Annotated in this window: 17 protein-coding genes and 3 pseudogenes; 8 read left to right on the top strand and 12 right to left on the bottom strand. The window is 70.9% G+C overall.

Features of this window, described 5'->3' with window-relative positions:
* Nucleotides 1–249 (bottom strand): annotated as a pseudogene (locus tag JM949_RS21655) (sulfurtransferase); the annotation flags it as partial.
* Nucleotides 250–350: 101 nt separating this feature from the next.
* Between JM949_RS21655 and JM949_RS21650 the strand changes: the two are divergent.
* Entirely contained in the window at nucleotides 351–1,040 is a 690-nt protein-coding gene (locus JM949_RS21650; protein WP_203150201.1) for a metal-dependent transcriptional regulator, read from the top strand.
* An 18-nt stretch (nucleotides 1,041–1,058) separates the two neighbouring features.
* Here JM949_RS21650 and JM949_RS21645 read toward each other — a convergent pair whose 3' ends face one another.
* Both JM949_RS21645 and JM949_RS21640 read right to left on the bottom strand, forming a co-directional pair.
* Complete coding sequence (locus tag JM949_RS21645) at nucleotides 1,059–1,607, bottom strand: hypothetical protein (protein WP_203150200.1); 549 nt, start codon at nucleotides 1,605–1,607, stop codon at nucleotides 1,059–1,061.
* Nucleotides 1,608–1,706: 99 nt separating this feature from the next.
* A complete protein-coding gene (locus JM949_RS21640) occupies nucleotides 1,707–1,961 on the bottom strand; it encodes a DUF5522 domain-containing protein (RefSeq protein ID WP_203150199.1) in 255 nt (84 codons plus the stop codon).
* Nucleotides 1,962–2,172: 211 nt separating this feature from the next.
* Between JM949_RS21640 and JM949_RS37515 the strand changes: the two genes are divergently transcribed.
* Nucleotides 2,173–2,589: a helix-turn-helix domain-containing protein gene (locus JM949_RS37515; protein WP_238433628.1), complete on the top strand. Its 417-nt coding sequence runs from the start codon at nucleotides 2,173–2,175 to the stop codon at nucleotides 2,587–2,589.
* On the top strand, nucleotides 2,520–3,113 hold the full coding sequence (locus JM949_RS37510; protein ID WP_238433627.1) for a hypothetical protein: 594 nt from the start codon (nucleotides 2,520–2,522) through the stop codon (nucleotides 3,111–3,113). Before JM949_RS37515 ends, JM949_RS37510 begins: the two co-directional genes overlap by 70 nt.
* Nucleotides 3,114–3,127: 14 nt before the next feature.
* Here JM949_RS37510 and JM949_RS21630 read toward each other — a convergent pair whose 3' ends face one another.
* On the bottom strand, nucleotides 3,128–4,063 hold the full coding sequence (locus JM949_RS21630) for a DUF2332 domain-containing protein (RefSeq protein WP_203150198.1): 936 nt from the start codon (nucleotides 4,061–4,063) through the stop codon (nucleotides 3,128–3,130).
* 137 nt (nucleotides 4,064–4,200) lie between these two features.
* Here JM949_RS21630 and JM949_RS21625 point away from each other — a divergent pair, with 137 nt between their 5' ends.
* Nucleotides 4,201–5,313, top strand: coding sequence for an FAD-dependent monooxygenase (locus JM949_RS21625; protein ID WP_309232262.1), 1,113 nt, complete (start codon nucleotides 4,201–4,203; stop codon nucleotides 5,311–5,313).
* 31 nt (nucleotides 5,314–5,344) lie between these two features.
* Here the strand turns inward: JM949_RS21625 and JM949_RS21620 are convergent, their stop codons facing one another.
* Together JM949_RS21620 and JM949_RS21615 are read right to left on the bottom strand one after the other, a co-directional pair.
* On the bottom strand, nucleotides 5,345–6,310 hold the full coding sequence (locus JM949_RS21620) for a CU044_5270 family protein (RefSeq protein ID WP_203150197.1): 966 nt from the start codon (nucleotides 6,308–6,310) through the stop codon (nucleotides 5,345–5,347).
* An 18-nt stretch (nucleotides 6,311–6,328) separates the two neighbouring features.
* Nucleotides 6,329–6,898 carry an RNA polymerase sigma factor gene (locus JM949_RS21615; protein ID WP_203150196.1) on the bottom strand — a complete coding sequence of 190 codons (570 nt, stop codon included), beginning with the start codon at nucleotides 6,896–6,898 and terminating at the stop codon, nucleotides 6,329–6,331.
* A gap of 101 nt (nucleotides 6,899–6,999) precedes the next feature.
* Between JM949_RS21615 and JM949_RS21610 the strand changes: the two are divergent.
* Nucleotides 7,000–7,501 (top strand): annotated as a pseudogene (locus JM949_RS21610) (bifunctional 5,10-methylenetetrahydrofolate dehydrogenase/5,10-methenyltetrahydrofolate cyclohydrolase); the annotation flags it as partial.
* 8 nt (nucleotides 7,502–7,509) lie between these two features.
* On the opposite strand, the gene JM949_RS21605 reads toward JM949_RS21610, so the two are convergent.
* Nucleotides 7,510–7,728 (bottom strand): hypothetical protein, encoded by a 219-nt coding sequence (locus JM949_RS21605; protein WP_203150195.1) that lies wholly within the window; start codon nucleotides 7,726–7,728, stop codon nucleotides 7,510–7,512.
* 309 nt (nucleotides 7,729–8,037) lie between these two features.
* On the opposite strand from JM949_RS21605, the gene JM949_RS21600 reads away from it, so the two are divergent.
* Complete coding sequence (locus JM949_RS21600; protein ID WP_203150194.1) at nucleotides 8,038–8,247, top strand: helix-turn-helix transcriptional regulator; 210 nt, start codon at nucleotides 8,038–8,040, stop codon at nucleotides 8,245–8,247.
* A gap of 116 nt (nucleotides 8,248–8,363) precedes the next feature.
* On the opposite strand, the gene pyrE is transcribed toward JM949_RS21600, so the two are convergent.
* From pyrE to nrdR, 3 genes are all read right to left on the bottom strand, one after another.
* The gene (gene pyrE / locus JM949_RS21595) at nucleotides 8,364–8,888 is read right to left on the bottom strand and encodes an orotate phosphoribosyltransferase (RefSeq protein WP_203150193.1); all 525 of its coding nucleotides are present in this window, start codon (nucleotides 8,886–8,888) and stop codon (nucleotides 8,364–8,366) included.
* A 108-nt stretch (nucleotides 8,889–8,996) separates the two neighbouring features.
* Nucleotides 8,997–11,894, bottom strand: coding sequence for a vitamin B12-dependent ribonucleotide reductase (locus tag JM949_RS21590; protein WP_203150192.1), 2,898 nt, complete (start codon nucleotides 11,892–11,894; stop codon nucleotides 8,997–8,999).
* A 32-nt stretch (nucleotides 11,895–11,926) separates the two neighbouring features.
* The gene (gene nrdR / locus JM949_RS21585; protein ID WP_203150191.1) at nucleotides 11,927–12,427 is read right to left on the bottom strand and encodes a transcriptional regulator NrdR; all 501 of its coding nucleotides are present in this window, start codon (nucleotides 12,425–12,427) and stop codon (nucleotides 11,927–11,929) included.
* A 536-nt stretch (nucleotides 12,428–12,963) separates the two neighbouring features.
* On the opposite strand from nrdR, the gene lexA reads away from it, so the two are divergent.
* Entirely contained in the window at nucleotides 12,964–13,749 is a 786-nt protein-coding gene (lexA, locus tag JM949_RS21580) for a transcriptional repressor LexA (RefSeq protein WP_203150190.1), read from the top strand.
* Nucleotides 13,750–13,853: 104 nt separating this feature from the next.
* On the opposite strand, the pseudogene JM949_RS21575 reads toward lexA, so the two are convergent.
* Both JM949_RS21575 and hflX read right to left on the bottom strand, forming a co-directional pair.
* A pseudogene (locus tag JM949_RS21575) lies at nucleotides 13,854–15,507 on the bottom strand (hypothetical protein).
* 50 nt (nucleotides 15,508–15,557) lie between these two features.
* On the bottom strand, nucleotides 15,558–17,012 hold the full coding sequence (gene hflX / locus JM949_RS21570; RefSeq protein WP_203150189.1) for a GTPase HflX: 1,455 nt from the start codon (nucleotides 17,010–17,012) through the stop codon (nucleotides 15,558–15,560).
* Between the two features lie 183 nt (nucleotides 17,013–17,195).
* On the opposite strand from hflX, the gene JM949_RS21565 reads away from it, so the two are divergent.
* Nucleotides 17,196–18,616 (top strand): NAD-dependent malic enzyme (locus JM949_RS21565; protein WP_203150188.1); only part of this gene is annotated, 1,421 nt, incomplete at its 3' end.

The following is an 18,616-nucleotide window of genomic DNA, read 5'->3' as shown; positions in this document are numbered from 1 at the left end:
GGCCCGCAGCGCGGCCTGCAACGCGGCCGGGTCGGGCAGTGGGTGCCGCCCGGCCGCACCCGGCGCCCCGCAGAGCGCGGTGTCCAGGTCGACGAAGACCGCCCCGGGCAGGTGGCCGGCGAGGTAGTCGGCCTGTCCGGGCGGGCCGACGAGCCGCCAGCGGACGTCGAGCAGGGTGGGCGGATCGGCGTCGTCGAGCTCGGCGACCAGCCGGTCGACCTCGACCAGCAGCTCCTGGGTTCCGGACATGGCGACCATCCAACACCATCCCAGCAGACGGCACGCGGTTCGGCGGCGGCCGTTCGACCAACACCCGAGGTAGCATCGTGCACCGGAGGGCCGCTGAATTTATGAAGTCTCACGACCTGGTCGACACGACCGAAATGTATCTGCGCACCATCCTCGAGTTGGAAGAGGAGGGGGTGCCGCCGCTGCGTGCCCGCATCGCCGAGCGGCTACGCCAGAGCGGCCCCACCGTGAGCCAGACCGTCGCCCGGATGGAGCGCGACGGCCTGCTCACCGTCGAGGGTGACCGGCACCTCACCCTCACCGCGCTGGGTCGCGGCACAGCGGTGTCCGTGATGCGCAAGCACCGCCTCGCCGAGCTGCTGCTGGTGAACGTCATCGGGATGCCCTACGAGGAGGCCCACGACGAGGCCTGCCGCTGGGAGCACGTGATGAGCGACGCCGTGGAGAAGCGGGTCTACGACCTGCTCAACCGGCCGACCCGCTCCCCGTACGGCAACCCGATCCCCGGCCTGGAGGGGTTGGGCTCACCGGAGGCGGAAGCCACCGAGGCCGGCGAGGGTGAGCGCAACCTGGCCTTCCCCGGCCTCTCCGGGCCGGTCGTCGTCCGGCGGATCTGCGAGAGTGTGCAGACCGACGGTGACGTGTTGCGCCAGCTGCACGCCGCGGGGGTCGACCCGGGCGCCACGGTGACCGTGGCGCAGGAGCGCGACGGGGTGTCGATCGACCGCTCTGGCGACCGGGTGCGGCTGCCCCGCGAGGTCGCCTCCCGGGTCTTCGTCGCCGCGAACTGAACCATCGGCGCCCGGGCGTCACAGCGCCCGGGTGTCCACCCTCTTGGCCAGTGCGGTCAGACCGCCGGTCAGCTTCTCCACCGCGGTGCGCTCGCTGTCACGCGCGGCGGTCCAGCCCAACGTGGCCAGCCGTCCGTCGGTGGCCAGCCAGCCCACCTCGGCGACCGGCCCGCGGCCGCTCGCCCCTGCCGTCGTCCGCTTGTACGCCTGCTGGCCCAGTCCGGTGACCTTCGCCGCCTTGTCGGGCACCACGTCCGCGGCGAAGGCGGACTTGTCGATCGTGGTCTCGGACACACTCAGCGTCAGCTCCGGCAGCGTCGCGCCCGTGGCCCGGACCACACAGGTGTGCGTGTCGCCCTGTTCACTGGCTGCCGCCACGTCGAAGCGCATTTTGACCAGCTCCTCGATCACCGTGAAGTCCAGGAGCCGGCAGGCGCCGCCCGAGGAGGCTGCCACCACCTGCACCGCCGTTGGCGCCGGTGGCGGCTCCGCCACCGGCTCGGCCTCGGCGGCGCACCCGCTCACCAGCACCCCCGCCAGCCCGGCGACCATGATCCGCCCGCGCACGTTCCACCCTCTCGCCGACCGACGACGGAAAGCGCCCGCCGGATGTCCGTCGGAAACCGTACGGGGTGTCCGGGTCGGGCGGAAGTCCCTCGTTCCCGCCTATCCCGTCGGTGGATCGTCCACGTACGGGCAGTGCCGGCAGCCCCGCCCGCAGCACGTGCCGCGACGAGCCAGGAAGCCGGCGCTGAGCACGGACAACCCGCTCGCCGGATCGAGGTAACCGGCCTCGTCCGCAGCGAGCGCCGCGTCGTGCGCGGCGAGGATCCGGGCCCGGTCGGGGTGCTCGGGCGACAGGCGGGCCGGGTGCGGCTCGGTGAGCGGCCGGCCGGCCAGGGGTTTCCGCTCTCCGGTCACCCGGGCAGTCTAGGGACGGGCCCTCATCCGTGACGGGCTGGCCAGAGCAGGGCGGTCGGGATCGATCCACGCCGAACTGGTCGTGCAGCCGGGCGCGGGGCACTACCCGTGGCTGGACGACGCCGAGGCGTTCACCGCGTCGCTCGCGGCGTTCTTCACCGACTCGGCCGTCGCTTGAGTCTCCGGCGGGGGGAGACGCGAAGGTGGAGCCATGAGTGCGGAGACGCGGCACACGATCGGCGACCTGGCCCGGCGGACCGGCCTGAGCGTCAAGACCATCAGGTACTACGCCGACCAGGGCATCGTGCCGCCGACCGACCGGAGCCCGGCCGGTTACCGCCTGTTCGACGCCGAAGCGGTGGCCCGGCTGGAGCTGGTACGGACGCTGCGCGACCTCGGCGTGGACCTCGCCGCGATCCGGCGGGTGGTCGACCGCGAGGTGCCGTTGACAGCGGTGGTCGCCGCGCACGCCGAGGCGGTGGCGGTGCGGATTCGCGTGCTGCGTTGCGCCAGGCGGTGCTCACCGTGGCGGCGAGGCGCCGGTCGCGCCCGGCGGAGATGGACGATCTGCACCGGTTGGCGCAGCTCACCTCACACGAGCGGAAACAGCTGGTCGGTGACTTCCTGAACGTCGTTTTCGTCGACCCGAGCGATCAACCCACGTACCCCGGGGTCATCGTCTCGATGACCCCGGAGCTGCCCGACGAGCCCACCATCGAGCAGGTCGAGGCGTGGTTGGAGCTGGCCGAGCTGTGTCGGGACCCTACCTTTCGGGCGAGCATGCGGCAGTTGGCACGGCAGCACGCCGCCGACCACGACGTTCCGGCATTGCCCCGCCCGGACGCGGTCGCGGTGGTGCGGGACGCGGTGGCCCCCGCTCTCGCGACCCGTCTCGATCCGACCGGGCCCGAAGCCGATCCGGTGGTCGCGGCGGTCATCAACCGGTACGCGAGCCTGTGCGACCGTCCCGACGACACCGCCCTGCGCCAGCGGCTGCTCGAACGGCTGACCCTGGCGAACGATCCCCGCCGCGACCGGTACCTCGACCTGCTCTCGGTGATCAACGGCTGGTCGAGCGGAGTTCCGGTCACACCGGCCGTGCGCTGGTTCCTCCAGGCCCTACGCGCCGGGATGCCCGAATCGGCCCGCTGAGCCAACTCGCGGCGTCACCCGAACCAGGTCATCGCCTGGCCGTGGCCCCGGGCCCAGGCCAACGGCCGGCCGTCCAGAGCGAGGACGTTGTGCAGCGCGTCGGTCGGCGGGTCGGGCAACCCGTCGTACCCCAGCACCTCCGGCGCCTCGTTCGCGACCCAGTGGCCGGGCAGCTCACCGACCAGCCGGACGAACGCCTCCCGCCGCGGCGGCGGCACCTGGTACAGCACTGACGTGTGGAAGACCACAAGCGTCGCGTCGGCCGGCGCCCGGGCCGCCAGCGCCGGCAAGTCGTCCACCAGATCACCGCGGACCAGCAGCGGCGGATCGGCTGCGGCGACCGCCGCCGCAGCGCGCAGCCGAGACCGCCGGTGCGCGTGCTCCGGCCAGATCAGCGCATCCAGCCAGGACACGTCGTCGGGGTCGGTCACGTCGAGCGGGTTCAGGTCGAGGCCGGCCCGCCACACCACCCGGGGTACGCGTGCCGGCGGCACCAACCCGGCGGCCGCGCACTCCAGGACCGGCTCACCGGCGCCGACCTGGTGCTTGCCGTAGCGGTACGCGTACCGGTCGGGGTAGAGGCAGAGCCCGGCGGACGCGCCGACCTCCAGCAGGGCGAGGGGCTGCGGCAGCGCGGCGAGCACCGGCAGCAGCACCGCGCACCGGCCGGCCTCGTTCGTCTGGGTCGCCCGGGTGAGCAGCTCCGCCTTGACGGCCGGCCAGTGCGTCATCGTGAAGTCGTGAAAGGCGGCCGGGTCGTCGACCGGGCCGCCGAGCCAACGGACGACGCTGAACAACAGGTTCGGCTGCCGCTTGGCCGGCGGAAGCCCGTCCAGCAGGGTGAGCAGGGACTCGTCGTGGGCAACGGCGGCCGACAGACGCTCGTAGCTGGGTGACACCCCGCGCGCCTCACGCCTGCCGAACTCGACGTACGCCTCGGCGGTCGTCATGCCCTCATCGTCGCAGCCCATTCCTCGGTAATTCAGCCCCCGTACCCGTGTGCTGACTCACCCGCCTTCTAGAGTGCTGCGGCGGCCGAACCGTTGAGCAGCAGCTCAGCTGGCCTGGCAACGGGGAGGAACCTGTCGTGCGGGGTAACGATGTCCGGGTACTGATCGTCGGCGGTGGCGTCGCCGGGCTGGCGACGGTGGCCGCGTTGCGGGACTGGGGCGCGACGGTCGACGTGGTCGAACGGGCACCCGGGCCGACCGCCTCGGGCACCGGCATCTACCTCACCGGCAACGCGACCCGCATGCTCGACGTCCTCGGCCTGCGGGAACCGGTCGCCGACGTGGCCGTGGAGATCAGGCGTCAGCGCAGCGCCAACCAGCGTGGGCGTCGGCTCTTCGACATCGACGTGGCCGCGCTCTGGCAGGGCGTCGGGCCGTGCGTGTCACTGCCCCGGGCGCAGCTGCACCGGGTGCTGCTCGCCGGCGTCGGCGACGCCCCGATCCGCTGGGGCCGCCAGCCGGTCGTGCTCACCCAGGAGGGCGACCGGGCCGTCGTCGGGTTCGACGACGGCAGCACCGAACGGTACGACCTGGTGATCGGCGCGGACGGGGTGAACTCGTCGGTCCGCCGGCTCGCCTTCGACGGTCACCCGGCCCGCGACCTCGGCCAGTACGCGTACCGCTGGGTGGCTCCCCGGATCGACGACGAGCCGTTCTGGTCGGTGCAGTTGGGGCGCGGCAGGCAGTTCCTGACGATCCCGATCAGCGCGGAGCAGACGTACTGCTACTACAACGACGGCCCGGTGGTCGACCGGCCGGGCTGGCGCGACGAGGTGGCCGAGTCGTTCACCGAGCCGGCCGCCATCATGCTCAAGGCCCTCGACCACGACGACAGCACCCTGCACGCCGGCCCGAACCAGGAGGTCGTGCTCGACTCCTGGTCCCGGGGGCCGGTGCTGCTGATCGGCGACGCCGCCCACGCCACCTCGCCGAACATGGCCCAGGGGGCGGCGATGGCCCTGGAGGACGCGGTCGTGCTCGCGTCGTCGTTGGCCGCCGCCGACTCCGTCGCTGAGGCGTTGCGTGGCTACGAGGCGCGGCGTCGTCCGCGTACCGACTGGGTGCTCAGCCAGACCCACCGGCGGGACAGGGCCACCGGACTCCCGCCCGCGCTCCGCGACCTGGTGATGCGCCGACTCGGCGAGCAGATGTTCCGGTCGAACTACGGGCCGCTGTTCGCCCAGCCCTGACCGGTTCGGCGCGGAAAGAGCCGAGCACCGCTCACGGCAGCTGGCCCGGCCGGTCGACGATGGCGATCCGCAGGAGCGCGCTGGCCGACTCCAGTGACTCCTTGCCGTTGCGCACCACCGAGTTGCGGGTGCCGAGGTAGACGTGGGACTCCCGATCAAAGATGAGGTCCAGGTTTCCACCGATCACCCCGGGCATCCGAATCGCCACCCCGTGGCGGCCGGCGGTGTCCACCACGTCACCCGAGATGACGACCGCCCCGGGCTCCCGTGCCAGCACTTCGAAGAGCGCCGCCAGCGCTCGGGGTGGCACGTACCCGTCGAGCATCGACCACGCGGTGGTGTACGCCATGCTCTCGCCCCCGTAGACGGCCTCCTCATCGGCTCCTTCGGGTAGATGCAGGTCGACCGGGTGTTCCCGTAGGTAGCGAAGCAGCTCGTCCGGATCGGTGGGCAGGTCGCCGTGGTACGCGGGCGGCTGGAACGCGTCGAGCTCCTTATCGGGATCGACGGGGTCATCGATGCGGAGCACCCTCAGTTGGCTCCACCCGTTCGGATCGGTCTCCGGTCGATAGCGTGCCTGCGTGTAGGCGACGCCACCGGCCGACTGCCACAGTTGGTTTCGTATCGTCCGGTACGGACCGCGGTCCGGCAGTTCCCGTATCGTCGCCAGGGACTCCGTGAAGACGTACTGGTCGGGGCGGGCGGTGAGCTCCGGCTGCTGCCGCGCGGCGTCGGCCGCCAGGTGGAAGACCTCCGACGCGCTGGCCGTGGGCGGCGACTGATCGCCCAGCCGCATGGTCTGGACCGCCAGCGCACCGGCGGTCAGCGTCACCGCCATTCCGACCGCTCCGGCGAGACGCCAACCGCGCAGGAACCGGGTACGGCGTCCAGCCGGACGGCCCGCCGACGCCAGCTCGGCCCGTTGGGCGACGTGTGCGCTCAGGTCCCGGAGAAGCTGCTCCTCGAAACCCTGCGGCGACCGTTCAGTCGTGTTCATCGTCAGCTCCATCTCATCTCAGGCGAGGGTGGTGACCGGGCGGGCGAGCACGGCGCGGACGAGGCGGCGGGCACGGTGCAGGCGGACCCGGGCAGCGACCGGTGACATCCCGAGGGCGTTCGCCGCCTCCGCGACGGTGAGGCCGTCCACGGCGACGAGCTCGACAAGCGTCCGGGTGCCCTCGGGCAGCTCGCTCAGCGCCCGATAGGTGCGACGGGCCGCCGCCTCGGCGTCGATTCGCTCCTCGATCCGGGCGATGTCATCGGGGCCCAGATCCCGTCGTCCGGCCAGGCGGCCGCTCACCCGCAGCCGCTGCGCCGCCCGACGCCGTTCGTCGCCGATGACGTTGCGGGCCACCCCGTACAGCCAGCCGATCTGGCTACCCCGGTCCGGCTGGTAGCCGGCCGCCGATTCGATCACCGCCAGGAACACGTCGGCGGTCAGGTCGGCGGCGAGGTGTGGATCGTCGACCCGCCGCGCCACGAACCGGCCCACCGCCTCCAGGTGCCGCCGGTAGAAGACCTCGAAAGCCACCGGATCGGCCCCGATGCCGGAGATGTCGTCGTCGGCCTCGCTCGGTCCACTCACAGGCCGTCCTCCCTCGTAGCGGTCACACCCCTTCTTCGTACGGCCGAGCGCGGGTGTTACCGAACCCTCCGTGCAGCTGATGGCCAGACATGGCGCTGTGCGTCGACGGCATGCACCCGCTCAACATGGGCCGTCTCGCCGTCGGCCTCCCCGGCCCGCTGACGTGCACCCCCGCCGGCATCGAAGTCCTCCTGGCGTACAACGAGATCCCCGTCGCCGGCCGAGAGGTCGTCGTCCCGGCCGCGGTGCCACCCTCGGCCGCCCCTGGCGATGCTCCTCGCCCAGAAGCGCCCGACCGTCAACGCCGCCGTCACCGTCGTCCACACGGGCGTGCCCGACTGGGCCCGCTACACCCGCCGCTCCGACATCCTTGTCGCCGCCGCCGGCGTACCCGGGATCGTGCAGCCCGAGCACGTCAAACCTGGCGCCGTCGTCATCGACGCCGGCGTCCGCTACGACGGGCGGCGCCTCCTGCCGGACGTGGACGAGACGTGCGTCGAGGTCGCCGGCGCCATCACGCCCAGGGTCGGCGGGGTCGGTCGGACCACCGTCGCGATGCTGTTCCGGAACGCCGTACGCGCCGCCGAACGGACGAGTCAGTAACCCGAGGTTCATCGGACCCAGCCCAGGAAGCGCCGGTGCAGCAGCCCGGCGGGAACCCAGGTCAGATCCTCGGCCGCCCAGACCAGGTAGGACCCCATGTAGAGGGCCGACGTCACAGGTGCGCCGTGGAACTCGGCGCGCAGTTCGATGCGCCGGGTTCGGCAGGGCCAGGGCGCGTCGCAGCCACCGCAGGTCCACCCCGGCAGGACCGGGCCGTGCCTGGTCACTCCTGCTCCTCCCCTGGCCAGAAGCCCCGGCGGATGGGGATGCGGTGCCAAGCGCGACACGGTAAATCCGCCCCGCAGCGACAGATCCGCCGCCACCGCTGCCATGACCAGACCGGCCGGTGCCGCCGCGCAAGAGTCAGCGCCACCGCCAGCAGGTAGTCGTCGTACGGCACGTGCTTTGGCACCCGACCTCCACGCGAGTCACCCCGCCGTCGCCTGGCGTAACCACTCCACCACACACCACCCAGCCATGTCTTGTCAATCTGCAAGTGACGATAGTCAAGTATAAGTCGCGCTTACTTTCAGGCCGTGAAGCGACCGCGCTTGTACGGGCCTGGCGAGTTAGCCGCCCTGTTCAACGTGTCGCGGCAGCGGGTCCTCCAGATCACCCGCCGACCGGGCTTCCCCGAGCCGATTGCCCGGCTGATCGGGACGACCATCTGGGACGCGGACGAGGTCGACGAGTGGGCCAAACACAACCGCCCGCCACGCCCGACCGAAGGCGACGAAGACCGCTGATCCGGTAGCTCGCGATGCCACGACGAACCCCTCGGTCCGCACCTGAACCGCCGCGGCCAGGGCGGGCACTCCCGGGGCGCATGGCACGGCGGTGAAGCAGCAGGCTTGTCAGACGATCAGCCCGGCAGGGAATTTTCCAGGTCGCGACGGGTGAGGGCGGCGTGCAAACGCAGCCCTTCGGCCGCCAGACTCTCGCGCCCGCCCTGCTCGCGGTCGATAGCGCAGACCACCGTGTCGACCATCGCGCCGCCGGCCCGCAATTGGCGGCACGACGCCAGCAACGCGCCACCGGTGGTGACCACGTCCTCGATCACCACAACCCGCCGGCCGACCACGGGGGTGCCCTCGGCGGCCTTGGCGGTGCCGTACTCCTTCGCCTGCTTCCGGACGAACGCGGTCGGCAGCCCGGTCAGCTGCGACATCACGGTGGCGATCGGGATGCCGCCCATCTCCATCCCCGCCAGCACGTCACACTCGGGCAGCAGGGTGACCATCACCTCGGCCACCGCACACAACAGGCCAGGTTGCGCCTCGAACAGGTACTTGTCGAAGTACTCATCGCTTGTCTGACCTGAGCGCAGGCGGAACGACCCGGTCAGGTGGCACGTTTCGTAGACGCGACGCGCGAGGGGAGAAGTCACGCAGCGAGCCTCGCATCTCCCCGGCCGGCAACCAACCTCTGTATCGAGGGCCACAAGAGCGCTGCCCCGACCTCCACGAGGGAGGCCGGGGCAGCGCTGGGGCGTACGTCAGCTGCAGCCGCTGGTGGAGCCGCAGCCCTCGCAGACATAGCAGCTACCGGCCGGGCGCATCTTCGTACCGCAGGTGAAGCAGAGCGGCGCGTCGGCGGCCTTGCCGATCACGGCCTCCAGCAGCTCGGTGCTGGAACCCACGCTCGGTGCCGGCTTGGCGGCGGCCACGTCGGCCATCTCCTGGGCCGGCTGAGCGACGGCCTCGGGCTTGGCCGGGGTCTCCACCGGCGCGGAGGACGCCATCGCGGTGAGGTCCGCACCGGTGACGGCGGCGGCTTCCGCGTCGGCCTCGGCCCGCAGCTGGGCGGCCCGCTCGCCGGCGGTGAAGATGCCCAGCTCGGCGCGGCGCTCGTAGGGCAGGAAGTCCAGCGCCAGGCGACGGAAGATGTAGTCCATCACCGAGGCCGCCATCCGCACGTCCGGGTCGTCGGTCATGCCGGCCGGCTCGAAGCGCATGTTGGTGAACTTGCTGACGAACGTCTCCAGCGGCACGCCGTACTGCAGGCCGATGCTGATGGCCACCGAGAAGGCGTCCATCACCCCGGCCAGGGTCGAGCCCTGCTTGGACATCTTGAGGAAGACCTCACCGAGGCCGTCGTCAGGGTAGGACGACGCGGTCAGGTAGCCCTCGGCACCGCCGACGGAGAAGCTGACCGTCTCGGACGGGCGCTTCTTCGGCAGGCGCTTACGCACCGGCCGGTACTCGATGACCTTCTCCACCGCTGCCGGCGCGGCCTCGACGGCGGCCGGCTCGGTGGCCTTGTTGGACTTCGCCACCGAGAGCGGCTGGCCGACCTTGCAGTTGTCCCGGTAGATCGCCAGCGCCTTGAGGCCGAGCTTCCAGCCCTCGAAGTAGATCTTCTCGACGTCCTCGACGGTGGCCGCCTCCGGCATGTTGACCGTCTTGGAGATGGCGCCGGAGACGAACGGCTGGATGGCCGCCATCATCCGCACGTGACCCATCGGGGCGATCGTCCGCTCCCCCATCGCGCAGTCGAAGACCGGGTAGTGCTCCGGCTTGAGGCCGGGGGCGTCCACCACGTGGCCGTGGTCGGCGATGTGCTCGACGATCGCCTCGACCTGCTCCTCGGGGTAGCCGAGGCTGCGCAGGGCGCGCGGCACCGTCTGGTTGACGATCTGCATCGAGCCGCCGCCGACCAGCTTCTTGAACTTGACCAGCGCCAGGTCCGGCTCCACACCGGTGGTGTCGCAGTCCATCATGAAGCCGATGGTGCCGGTCGGGGCGAGGACGCTGGCCTGCGCGTTGCGCCAACCGAACTTGTCACCGATCTTGTTGCCCTGGGTCCACTGCTTGGTCGCCTCACGGACGATCGCGGTGGCCACCGGGCTGGTCGGCTTGATCTCGTCGTTGGCGGCGGCGTGCTTGCGCATGACCCGCTTGTGCGGCTCGGCGTTGCGGGCGTAGCCGTCGTAAGGGCCGACGACGCCGGCCAGTTCGGCCGAACGGCGGTAGGCGGTGCCGGTCATCAGGGACGTGATCGAGGCGGCGACCGAGCGGCCCTGCTCCGAGTCGTAGGGCAGGCCGGAGGCCATCAGCAGGGCACCCAGGTTGGCGTAGCCGATGCCCAGCTGACGATAGGCGCGGGAGGTCTCGCCGATCTTCTCGGTCGGGAAGTCCGCGAAGCAGATCGAGATGTCCATCGCGGTGATGACGAACTCGACGGACTTGACGAACTTCTCCACCTCGAAGCCACCGTCGGCGCGGAGGAACTTCATCAGGTTGAGCGAGGCCAGGTTGCACGAGGAGTTGTCCAGGTGCAGGTACTCCGAGCACGGGTTCGACGCGGTGATCCGCCCGGTCTCCGGGCAGGTGTGCCAGTCGTTGATCGTGTCGTCGTACTGCAGGCCCGGGTCGGCGCACTCCCAGGCGGCCTGGGAGATCGTCCGGAACAGCTTCTTGGCGTCGACGGTGTCGATCACCGAGCCGTCCAGCCGGCCGCGCAGGTCGAAGCCCTTGCCGTTCTCCACCGCCGACATGAACTCGTCGGAGACCCGGACCGAGTTGTTGGCGTTCTGGTACTGCACGCTGACGATGTCGGAGCCACCGAGGTCCATGTCGAACCCGGCGTCGCGCAGCGCGCGGATCTTGTCCTCCTCGCGCGCCTTGGTGACCACGAACTCCTCGATGTCCGGGTGGTCCACGTCGAGGATGACCATCTTGGCCGCCCGACGGGTCGCGCCGCCGGACTTGATGGTGCCGGCCGAGGCGTCCGCGCCGCGCATGAAGCTGACCGGGCCGGAGGCGGTGCCACCGGAGGAGAGCAGCTCCCGCGACGAGCGGATCCGCGACAGGTTGACCCCGGAGCCGGAGCCGCCCTTGAAGATCAGCCCCTCCTCCTTGTACCAGTCGAGGATCGAGTCCATCGAGTCGTCGACGGCCAGGATGAAGCAGGCGCTGACCTGCTGCGGCGACGGCGTGCCGACGTTGAACCAGACCGGCGAGTTGAAGCTGAACACCTGGTTCAACAGCATCCAGGTCAGCTCGTGCGCGAAGACCTCGGCGTCGGCCGGGCTGGCGAAATAGCCGTACTCCTCACCTGCGGTGCGGTAGGTGCTGACCACCCGGTCGATGAGCTGCTTGAGCGACCACTCCCGCTCCGGGGTCCCCACCGCGCCCCGGAAGTACTTCGTGGTGACGATGTTGGCCGCGTTGACGCTCCACGACTCCGGGAACTCGACCCCACGCTGCTCAAAGTTGATCGAGCCATCCCGCCAGTTCGTCATCACGACGTCCCGGCGCTCCCAGCTGACCTCGTCGTACGGGTGGACCCCCTCGGTCGTCCACACCCGCTCGATCTTCAGCCCCACGCCTGCCTTGCCTCGTGAACGGCTCGTTGTCACGCCGTCGCCCCCCTCGTCCGCGCGGTCAGCCACCGCGTCTTGATCTCTCGAAAATCTGTGCAGAATCAGCTGGTGCGGCCGGCGGCGTCAACCGCGTCGGCCCGGTCCTGCTCCCGGGTGCGCGCAGCGGCCCGCAACGTCTCGATCTCGCGCTCGAAGTCGGCAAGCGAGTCGAACGAGCGGTAGACGCTGGCGAACCGCAGGTAGGCGATCTCGTCCAGGTCGCGCAGCGGGCCCAGGATCGCCAGGCCCACCTCATGACTGGGGATCTCGGCGGCCCCCTTGGCCCGGACGGTCTCCTCCACCCGCTGCGCGAGCAGCGCGAGTGAGTCGTCGTCCACCGGCCGGCCCTGGCACGCCTTACGCACCCCGCCGATGATCTTCGTACGACTGAACGGCTCGGTCACCCCGCTGCGCTTGACGACCGCGAGGACCGCCTCCTCGACCGTGGTGAACCGCTTGCCGCACTCCGGGCAGGACCGCCGCCGCCGGATGAGCTGGCCGTCGTCGGCCTCCCGCGAGTCGACCACCCGGGAGTCAGCGTGCCGGCAGTACGGACACCGCATAGCGGACCCCCTAATCATGATCAATCGCGTCGTACCGGACGCACCCGGGCACGGCTCACCGCGACGGTGCCATGCGCTCATGGCGCCCGCCGTGATCAACCTTACGAAAGTGCGGTCGGTAGTCAGACCCAACCTGTAGGCAACTTACGCCCGTGTCACTACTACATCTAGGGGTTGACCGTATGTCGCCGGGCAAGCCGGGTCAAGTTGCCGGCGTGTCCGGCGCGTCACGGGCCATCCCCTCACCCCCCAACCACCAGCGCGCCCGAAGTCCCAACGCCACGCCCCCGCCCGGGTTACCGCCAGCACCGGCGCAGCGGCCCGGAGAACGGCAACAATCGAACACCAGTGCTACCTGACGTACCATTATCAGAACATCCGTACGACCGGAGCGGTTTTTCACCCCGACACGCCGGTGAGAGGTCGTACAGATGTTTGAAAATGACCGATCTCACCTATACGGTCATGAACATCGTGGCACCACCGCACGCACCACGAGCCGACGAGGCACCCAGCGCCGACCAGGGAGGACGGACGTGACCGAGGACCGGGCCAGCCGGCCGAAGAGCCCGCAGCAGATCACCGAGGCGGGCCCGCCGGCCACCCGACGCCGCAGCGCCGCGCGCAGCCGGACGGGGCAGCCCGCCGTGCGTGCCGTCACTCCGGTGGTCAGCGCCTTCCCCGACCCGGCGACGGTCGACCTGACCGCCCGCCAGCGCCGCATCCTGGAGTTCATCCGCACCTGGGTGGAGCGGCACGGCTACCCGCCGAGCGTCCGGGAGATCGGCGAGGCGGTCGGCCTGGTGTCGCCGTCCAGCGTCGCCTACCAGCTCAAGGAGCTGGAGAAGAAGGGCTTCCTGCGCCGCGACCCGAACCGGCCGCGCGCGGTGGACGTCCGCGCCCCCAGCGAGGCCATCGACGACGAACTGTCGAGGGCACAGCGGCCAGCCCCGGCGTACGTGCCGATGCTCGGCCGGATCGCCGCCGGTGGGCCGATCCTCGCCGAGCAGGCCGTGGAGGACATCTTCCCCCTCCCCCGCGAGCTGGTGGGTGAGGGCGAGGTCTTCATGCTCCAGGTCAAGGGCGACTCGATGCTCGACGCGGCCATCTGCGACGGCGACTGGGTGGTCGTCCGGCAGCAGCCGACCGCCGACTCGGGCGAGATCGTGGCCGCCATGCTGGACGGCGAGGCGACCGTGAAGACCTACCGGCGGCGCGACGGGCACGTCTGGCTGATGCCGCAGAATCCGGCCTTCGACCCCATCCCCGGCGATGACGCCACCATCATGGGCCGGGTTGTGGCGGTGCTGCGCCGGATCTGACCGGGCGACGGGTGGGTGCCACCGGCGCGCCCGCCCGCACCGCTGAACCGGGGCGGGCGCGTGTTGGCCCGGCACCGATCACCAGGGGCGCGGACCGGCACCGATCAGTAGCGGTCGCCTCGATGGCCGCGGCCGCCGCCGGGATACTGCCCGTACGGGTCGACAGGTGGGTCTTCGTCACGTCGTCGCCCGGGGCGCTGACCCCGGTAGTCGGGCTCCTGCCCACCACGCCGGGGCGGCTCCGCACGACCGGCACCCGGCTGAGCACCGCCGGCGCCGTACACACCGCCAGCCTGGGGACGACCACCGCCACCCTGCGGACGACCGCCACCCTGCGGACGACCACCGCCACCGCCCTGCGGACGACCACCGCCGTACACGCCACCGCCGTCCGGCCGTGCCGCTGGGTAACCACCGTCGGCCACGGCGGCCGGCCACCGCCGCCGTACACGGCACCACCCGCCGGGGCCGGACCACCGCGACCCGCACCACCGCCGTAGACCCCGCCGCTGGCCGCCGCGCCGCCGCCGTAAACACCACTCCGCCGGTCGTCGCTCGCCGGGGAGCCGTCGACAGCACGGCCGGAGCGGGAGCCGAACGGTTCGTCATCCAGATCCGCCGGATCGGACGCGTCGGCGGCCGGCGACCGGCGACGGGCTCGGACGATGCCGGCGATCCCGGCACCGACCAGCAGCAGCCCGAGCAGCCCGACCGCGCCGACCAGGTAGGTGATGTCGTCGAGGCTCAGCCCGGCGGTCCAGGACTTCGAGGCCGCCGGCTTGGCACCGCCCTCCGGGGCCAGTGGCACCGCGGTCGAGCTGGACGGTGTGTAGCTGAGAATGTCCAGCGCCTCGTCTTCGGCGAACCGGGCCGCGTCGGAGACGGTGAGGAACGACTTTCCGTCCGGGGTGTAGCTGATGGCCTCGCCGAACGGGTCGGTCAGCGGCGTCACTCGCGGCTTGCCGGTGGTGAGCGCGCCGACGATGTCGCCACCGCTGACGTCGAACTCGAAGGCGTCCGCGTAGGTGCGCAGGACGACCCGGGAGCCGTCCGGTGACCGGGCGGCACCCGTGATGGCGATCCGGCCGAACGTGTTGAGCGGGTTTTCCGTCTGCGTCTTGGGCAGCAGGATCTCGCCGGCCTTGCGCATCGGCACCGGTTCGGTGTCGCCGCTCTTCAGCGCCGTCGACGGGGTGTAGATCTCGGCCTTGCCCTTGGTCACCTTGGTGATGATCAGAGGCTTTCCGTCGTCGCCGATGAGCAACGCCTCGGCGTCGTGCGGTTTGGCCTCGGGGTACGACAGCCGGTGCAGGGTCGGCTGTTTGGAGCCGCTGATCGGCATCGACCAGAGGGCGACGCGGGTGCGGCGCTCCTTCGAGTCGGCGTTGTCACCGGTGTCGGCGATCCAGAGGGTGTTGCCGTCCTTGGACAGCGCGAGGTCCTCGGTGTCGAACGGACCCTGCCCCGAGTAGCGGACCGGCTCCTTCGAGATCTTGCACTTGCTGTCGAGGAAGAAGACCCGCTTGCGCGCCACGACCTCGGTGCCGTCGTTGATGACGATGAAGCCGCTCCTGGTCGCGACAGCCCGGACAGCTCCCGCAGGCGCTCGTCGGTGATCGTGCACCGCTTCTGGCCGGGGGTGACGGCGAGCAGCCCGGACGACCCGGCGACGGGAGCCGCTGCGGCGACTCCGGCGAACGCCACGGTTGCCCCAAACAGGCCGAGGGCAACCGTGACCGAGGAAACAACGCGGCGCATTCGGCCAGTGTCGCATGCCGCGCGTTTCCAGTGGATGACGCCGTGACCGCTCAGGACCGGCTGCCGGCCGCCTGCCCCTGCCGCTCCACGTCGAACGGCGCCAGTTCCGCGGCCAACTCCGCACCCACCCGGACATGCAGCCGCGTGCCTTCCGGCAGGTGCGACGTGCTGAGCACCTCGCCCGTGCGGTGCACCCGGGCCACCAGGTCGCCCCGGTCGTACGGCAGCACGGCTCGGACCTCCACGGCGGGGCGCGGCAGCCGCTCCTCGATCGCCGCACGTAGCCCGTCGATGCCCCGCCCGGAGTGCGCGGACACGAAGATCGCGTCCGGCCAGAGCCGCTTGAGTCGCAGCAGCGTGTCCTCGTCGGCCGCGTCGGTCTTGTTGACCACCAGCAGCTCGGGGAGCCGGTCGGCGCTCACCTCGGCGAGTACCGCGTGCACCGCCCGGACCTGCTCCTCCGGATCCGGGTGGGTGCCGTCGACGACGTGCACCACCAGATCCGCCTCGGCGACCTCCTCCAGCGTCGAACGGAACGCCTCGACGATCTGGTGCGGCAGGTGCCGGACGAAGCCGACCGTGTCGGAGAGGGTGTAGAGCCGCCCGTCCGAGGCGGTGGCCTTGCGGGTGGTCGGGTCCAGGGTCGCGAACAGCGCGTTCTCCACCAGCACGCCCGCGCCGGTCAGGCGGTTGAGCAGGCTGGACTTGCCGGCGTTCGTGTAGCCGGCGATGGCGACCGCGGGAACGGCGTTGCGGGAACGGCGGGCGCGCTTGGTCACGCGTACCGTCTTCATGCTCTTGATCTCACGGCGCAGCCGGGAGATGCGGTGGCGGATGCGCCGCCGGTCGGTCTCCAGCTTGGTCTCACCGGGACCACGAACACCCACACCACCGCCGGCGCCGCCGCCCCGGCCGGAACCACCGGTCTGCCGGGAGAGCGTCTCACCCCAACCGCGCAGTCGGGGCAGCAGGTATTCGAGCTGAGCCAGCTCGACCTGCGCCTTACCTTCCTTGCTCTTGGCGTGCTGGGCGAAGATGTCGAGGATCAGCGCCGTCCGGTCGACGACCTTGACCTTGGTGCGCTGCTCCAGGTTGCGCAGCTGCGACGGGGACAGCTCACCGTCACAGATCACCGTGTCGGCGCCGGTGGAGCGCACCACCGCGCCGAGGTCGTCGACCTTGCCGCGACCGATGTAGGTGGCCGGGTCGGGTCGGGTGCGGCGCTGGATGAGCCCTTCGAGCACCTGCGAGCCGGCGGTCTCGGCCAGCGCGGCGAGCTCGGTCAGGGAGTTTTCCGCGTCGGTCACCGTGCCGTCGGTCCAGACGCCCACCAGCACCACCCGCTCCAGCCGCAGCTGGCGGTATTCCACCTCGGTGACGTCGCTGAGCTCGGTAGAGAGGCCTGGGACGCGCCGGAGAGACTGCCGCTCCGACAGGTCCAGCTCGCCGGTGGTGACGTCGTCGAACTCATCCTCAACAGGGACGAAGTTCTCCTGGTCTCGCAAGCGGTTCTCCTGTCCGTTTTGATAAGTAGAACGTAATCCTGACATGTAACAACGCCGAACGCACCTGCTATATGCCCATGGTGAAGGTCGCCAAAAGTGGGGCCGAATGCTGGTCGGCCGCGACAACCCGGTAGAAATGCGGACGGCGGTCGACTGGCCGCACAGCCGTTACGGAGGGATCCCGTGGCCATCACCCGACTGCCGAGCGCCGGATTTTCGATCACGATCCGGATCGCCGTAACCGCGGACGCCTCCTCGATCGGCCGGCTCACCACCTCCGTCGGCGAGGCCGGGGCGATCGTCACGGCGCTGGACGTGGTGGACTCCGACCCGACCAACGTGATCGTCGACCTGACCTGCGACACCGCCGACGCCGGCCACGCCGACCAGGTGGTCGAGGCGTTGACCGCGCTGGACGGCGTGGACGTGCGGAAGGTGTCGGACCGCACGTTCCTGCTGCACCTCGGCGGCAAGATCGAGGTGACCTCGAAGGTCGCGCTGCGCAACCGTGACGAGCTGTCCCGCGCGTACACCCCGGGGGTGGCCCGGGTCTGCATGGCGATCGCCGAGAACCCGGCGGACGCCCGGCGCCTGACCATCAAGCGCAACACCGTCGCGGTGGTCAGCGACGGCTCGGCGGTGCTCGGTTTGGGCAACCTGGGCCCGGCCGCGTCGCTGCCGGTGATGGAGGGCAAGGCGGCGCTGTTCAAGCGTTTCGGCGGGGTGGACGCCTGGCCCGTGGTGCTGGACACCCAGGACACCGACGAGATCGTGCAGATCGTCAAGGCGATCGCACCGGCCTACGGCGGCATCAACCTGGAGGACATCGCCGCGCCGCGCTGCTTCGAGATCGAGGCCCGGCTGCGCGAGGCGCTGGACATTCCGGTCTTCCACGACGACCAGCACGGCACCGCGATCTGCGTGCTGGCCGCGCTGACCAACGCGCTGCGGGTGGTCGGTAAGGAGCTCAAGGACGTCCGGGTGGTCGTCTCCGGTGCCGGCGCGGCCGGTACCGCGATCATGAAGCTGCTGCTGCGGCAGGGCGTCGGCGACATCATCGCGTACGACCGGGAGGGCGCCCTGCACCGCGGGCTGACCGGGCTCAACTCGGCGTGGCAGTGGCTGGCGGAGAACACCAACAGGGAGAACTACTCCGGTGACCTGCCCGGCGCGATCCGGGGCGCCGACGTCTTCATCGGGGTCAGCGCGCCGAACCTGCTCACCGGCGACGACATCGCGCAGATGGCGAAGGACTCGATCGTCTTCGCGCTGGCCAACCCGGACCCGGAGGTCGACCCGCGGGAGGCCCGCAAGCACGCCGCAGTGGTCGCCACCGGCCGCTCGGACCAGCCGAACCAGATCAACAACGTGCTGGCGTTCCCCGGGGTGTTCCGCGGCATGCTGGACGCGCACGCGGAGGAGTTCACCGAGGAGATGGCGATCGCCGCCGCCCGGGCCATCGCGGACGTGGTCGGGGAGGACAAGATCAACCCCACGGTGATCGTGCCGAGCGTCTTCGACTCCCGGGTCGCCCCGGCGGTCGCCGCCGCCGTCCGCGCCGCCGCGCACAACCCCAGCCCGCTGCTGGCCGCCGACCCCGGCCC

Source organism: Micromonospora tarensis (genome assembly GCF_016803395.1).
Taxonomy (GTDB): Bacteria; Actinomycetota; Actinomycetes; order Mycobacteriales; family Micromonosporaceae; genus Micromonospora; species Micromonospora tarensis.
The sequence above is the reverse complement of the archived record's forward strand: the minus strand, read 5'-3'. Positions and strand labels throughout refer to the sequence as shown.

Excerpts from the sequence above, each read along its gene's own strand:
- JM949_RS21650 (WP_203150201.1), top strand. The coding sequence starts at position 351 with ATGAAGTCTCACGACCTGGTCGACACGACCGAAATGTATCTGCGCACC.
- JM949_RS21620 (WP_203150197.1), bottom strand. The coding sequence starts at position 6,310 with ATGAACACGACTGAACGGTCGCCGCAGGGTTTCGAGGAGCAGCTTCTC.
- JM949_RS37515 (WP_238433628.1), top strand. The coding sequence starts at position 2,173 with ATGAGTGCGGAGACGCGGCACACGATCGGCGACCTGGCCCGGCGGACC.
- nrdR (WP_203150191.1), bottom strand. The coding sequence starts at position 12,427 with ATGCGGTGTCCGTACTGCCGGCACGCTGACTCCCGGGTGGTCGACTCG.
- JM949_RS37510 (WP_238433627.1), top strand. The coding sequence starts at position 2,520 with ATGGACGATCTGCACCGGTTGGCGCAGCTCACCTCACACGAGCGGAAA.
- JM949_RS21630 (WP_203150198.1), bottom strand. The coding sequence starts at position 4,063 with ATGACGACCGCCGAGGCGTACGTCGAGTTCGGCAGGCGTGAGGCGCGC.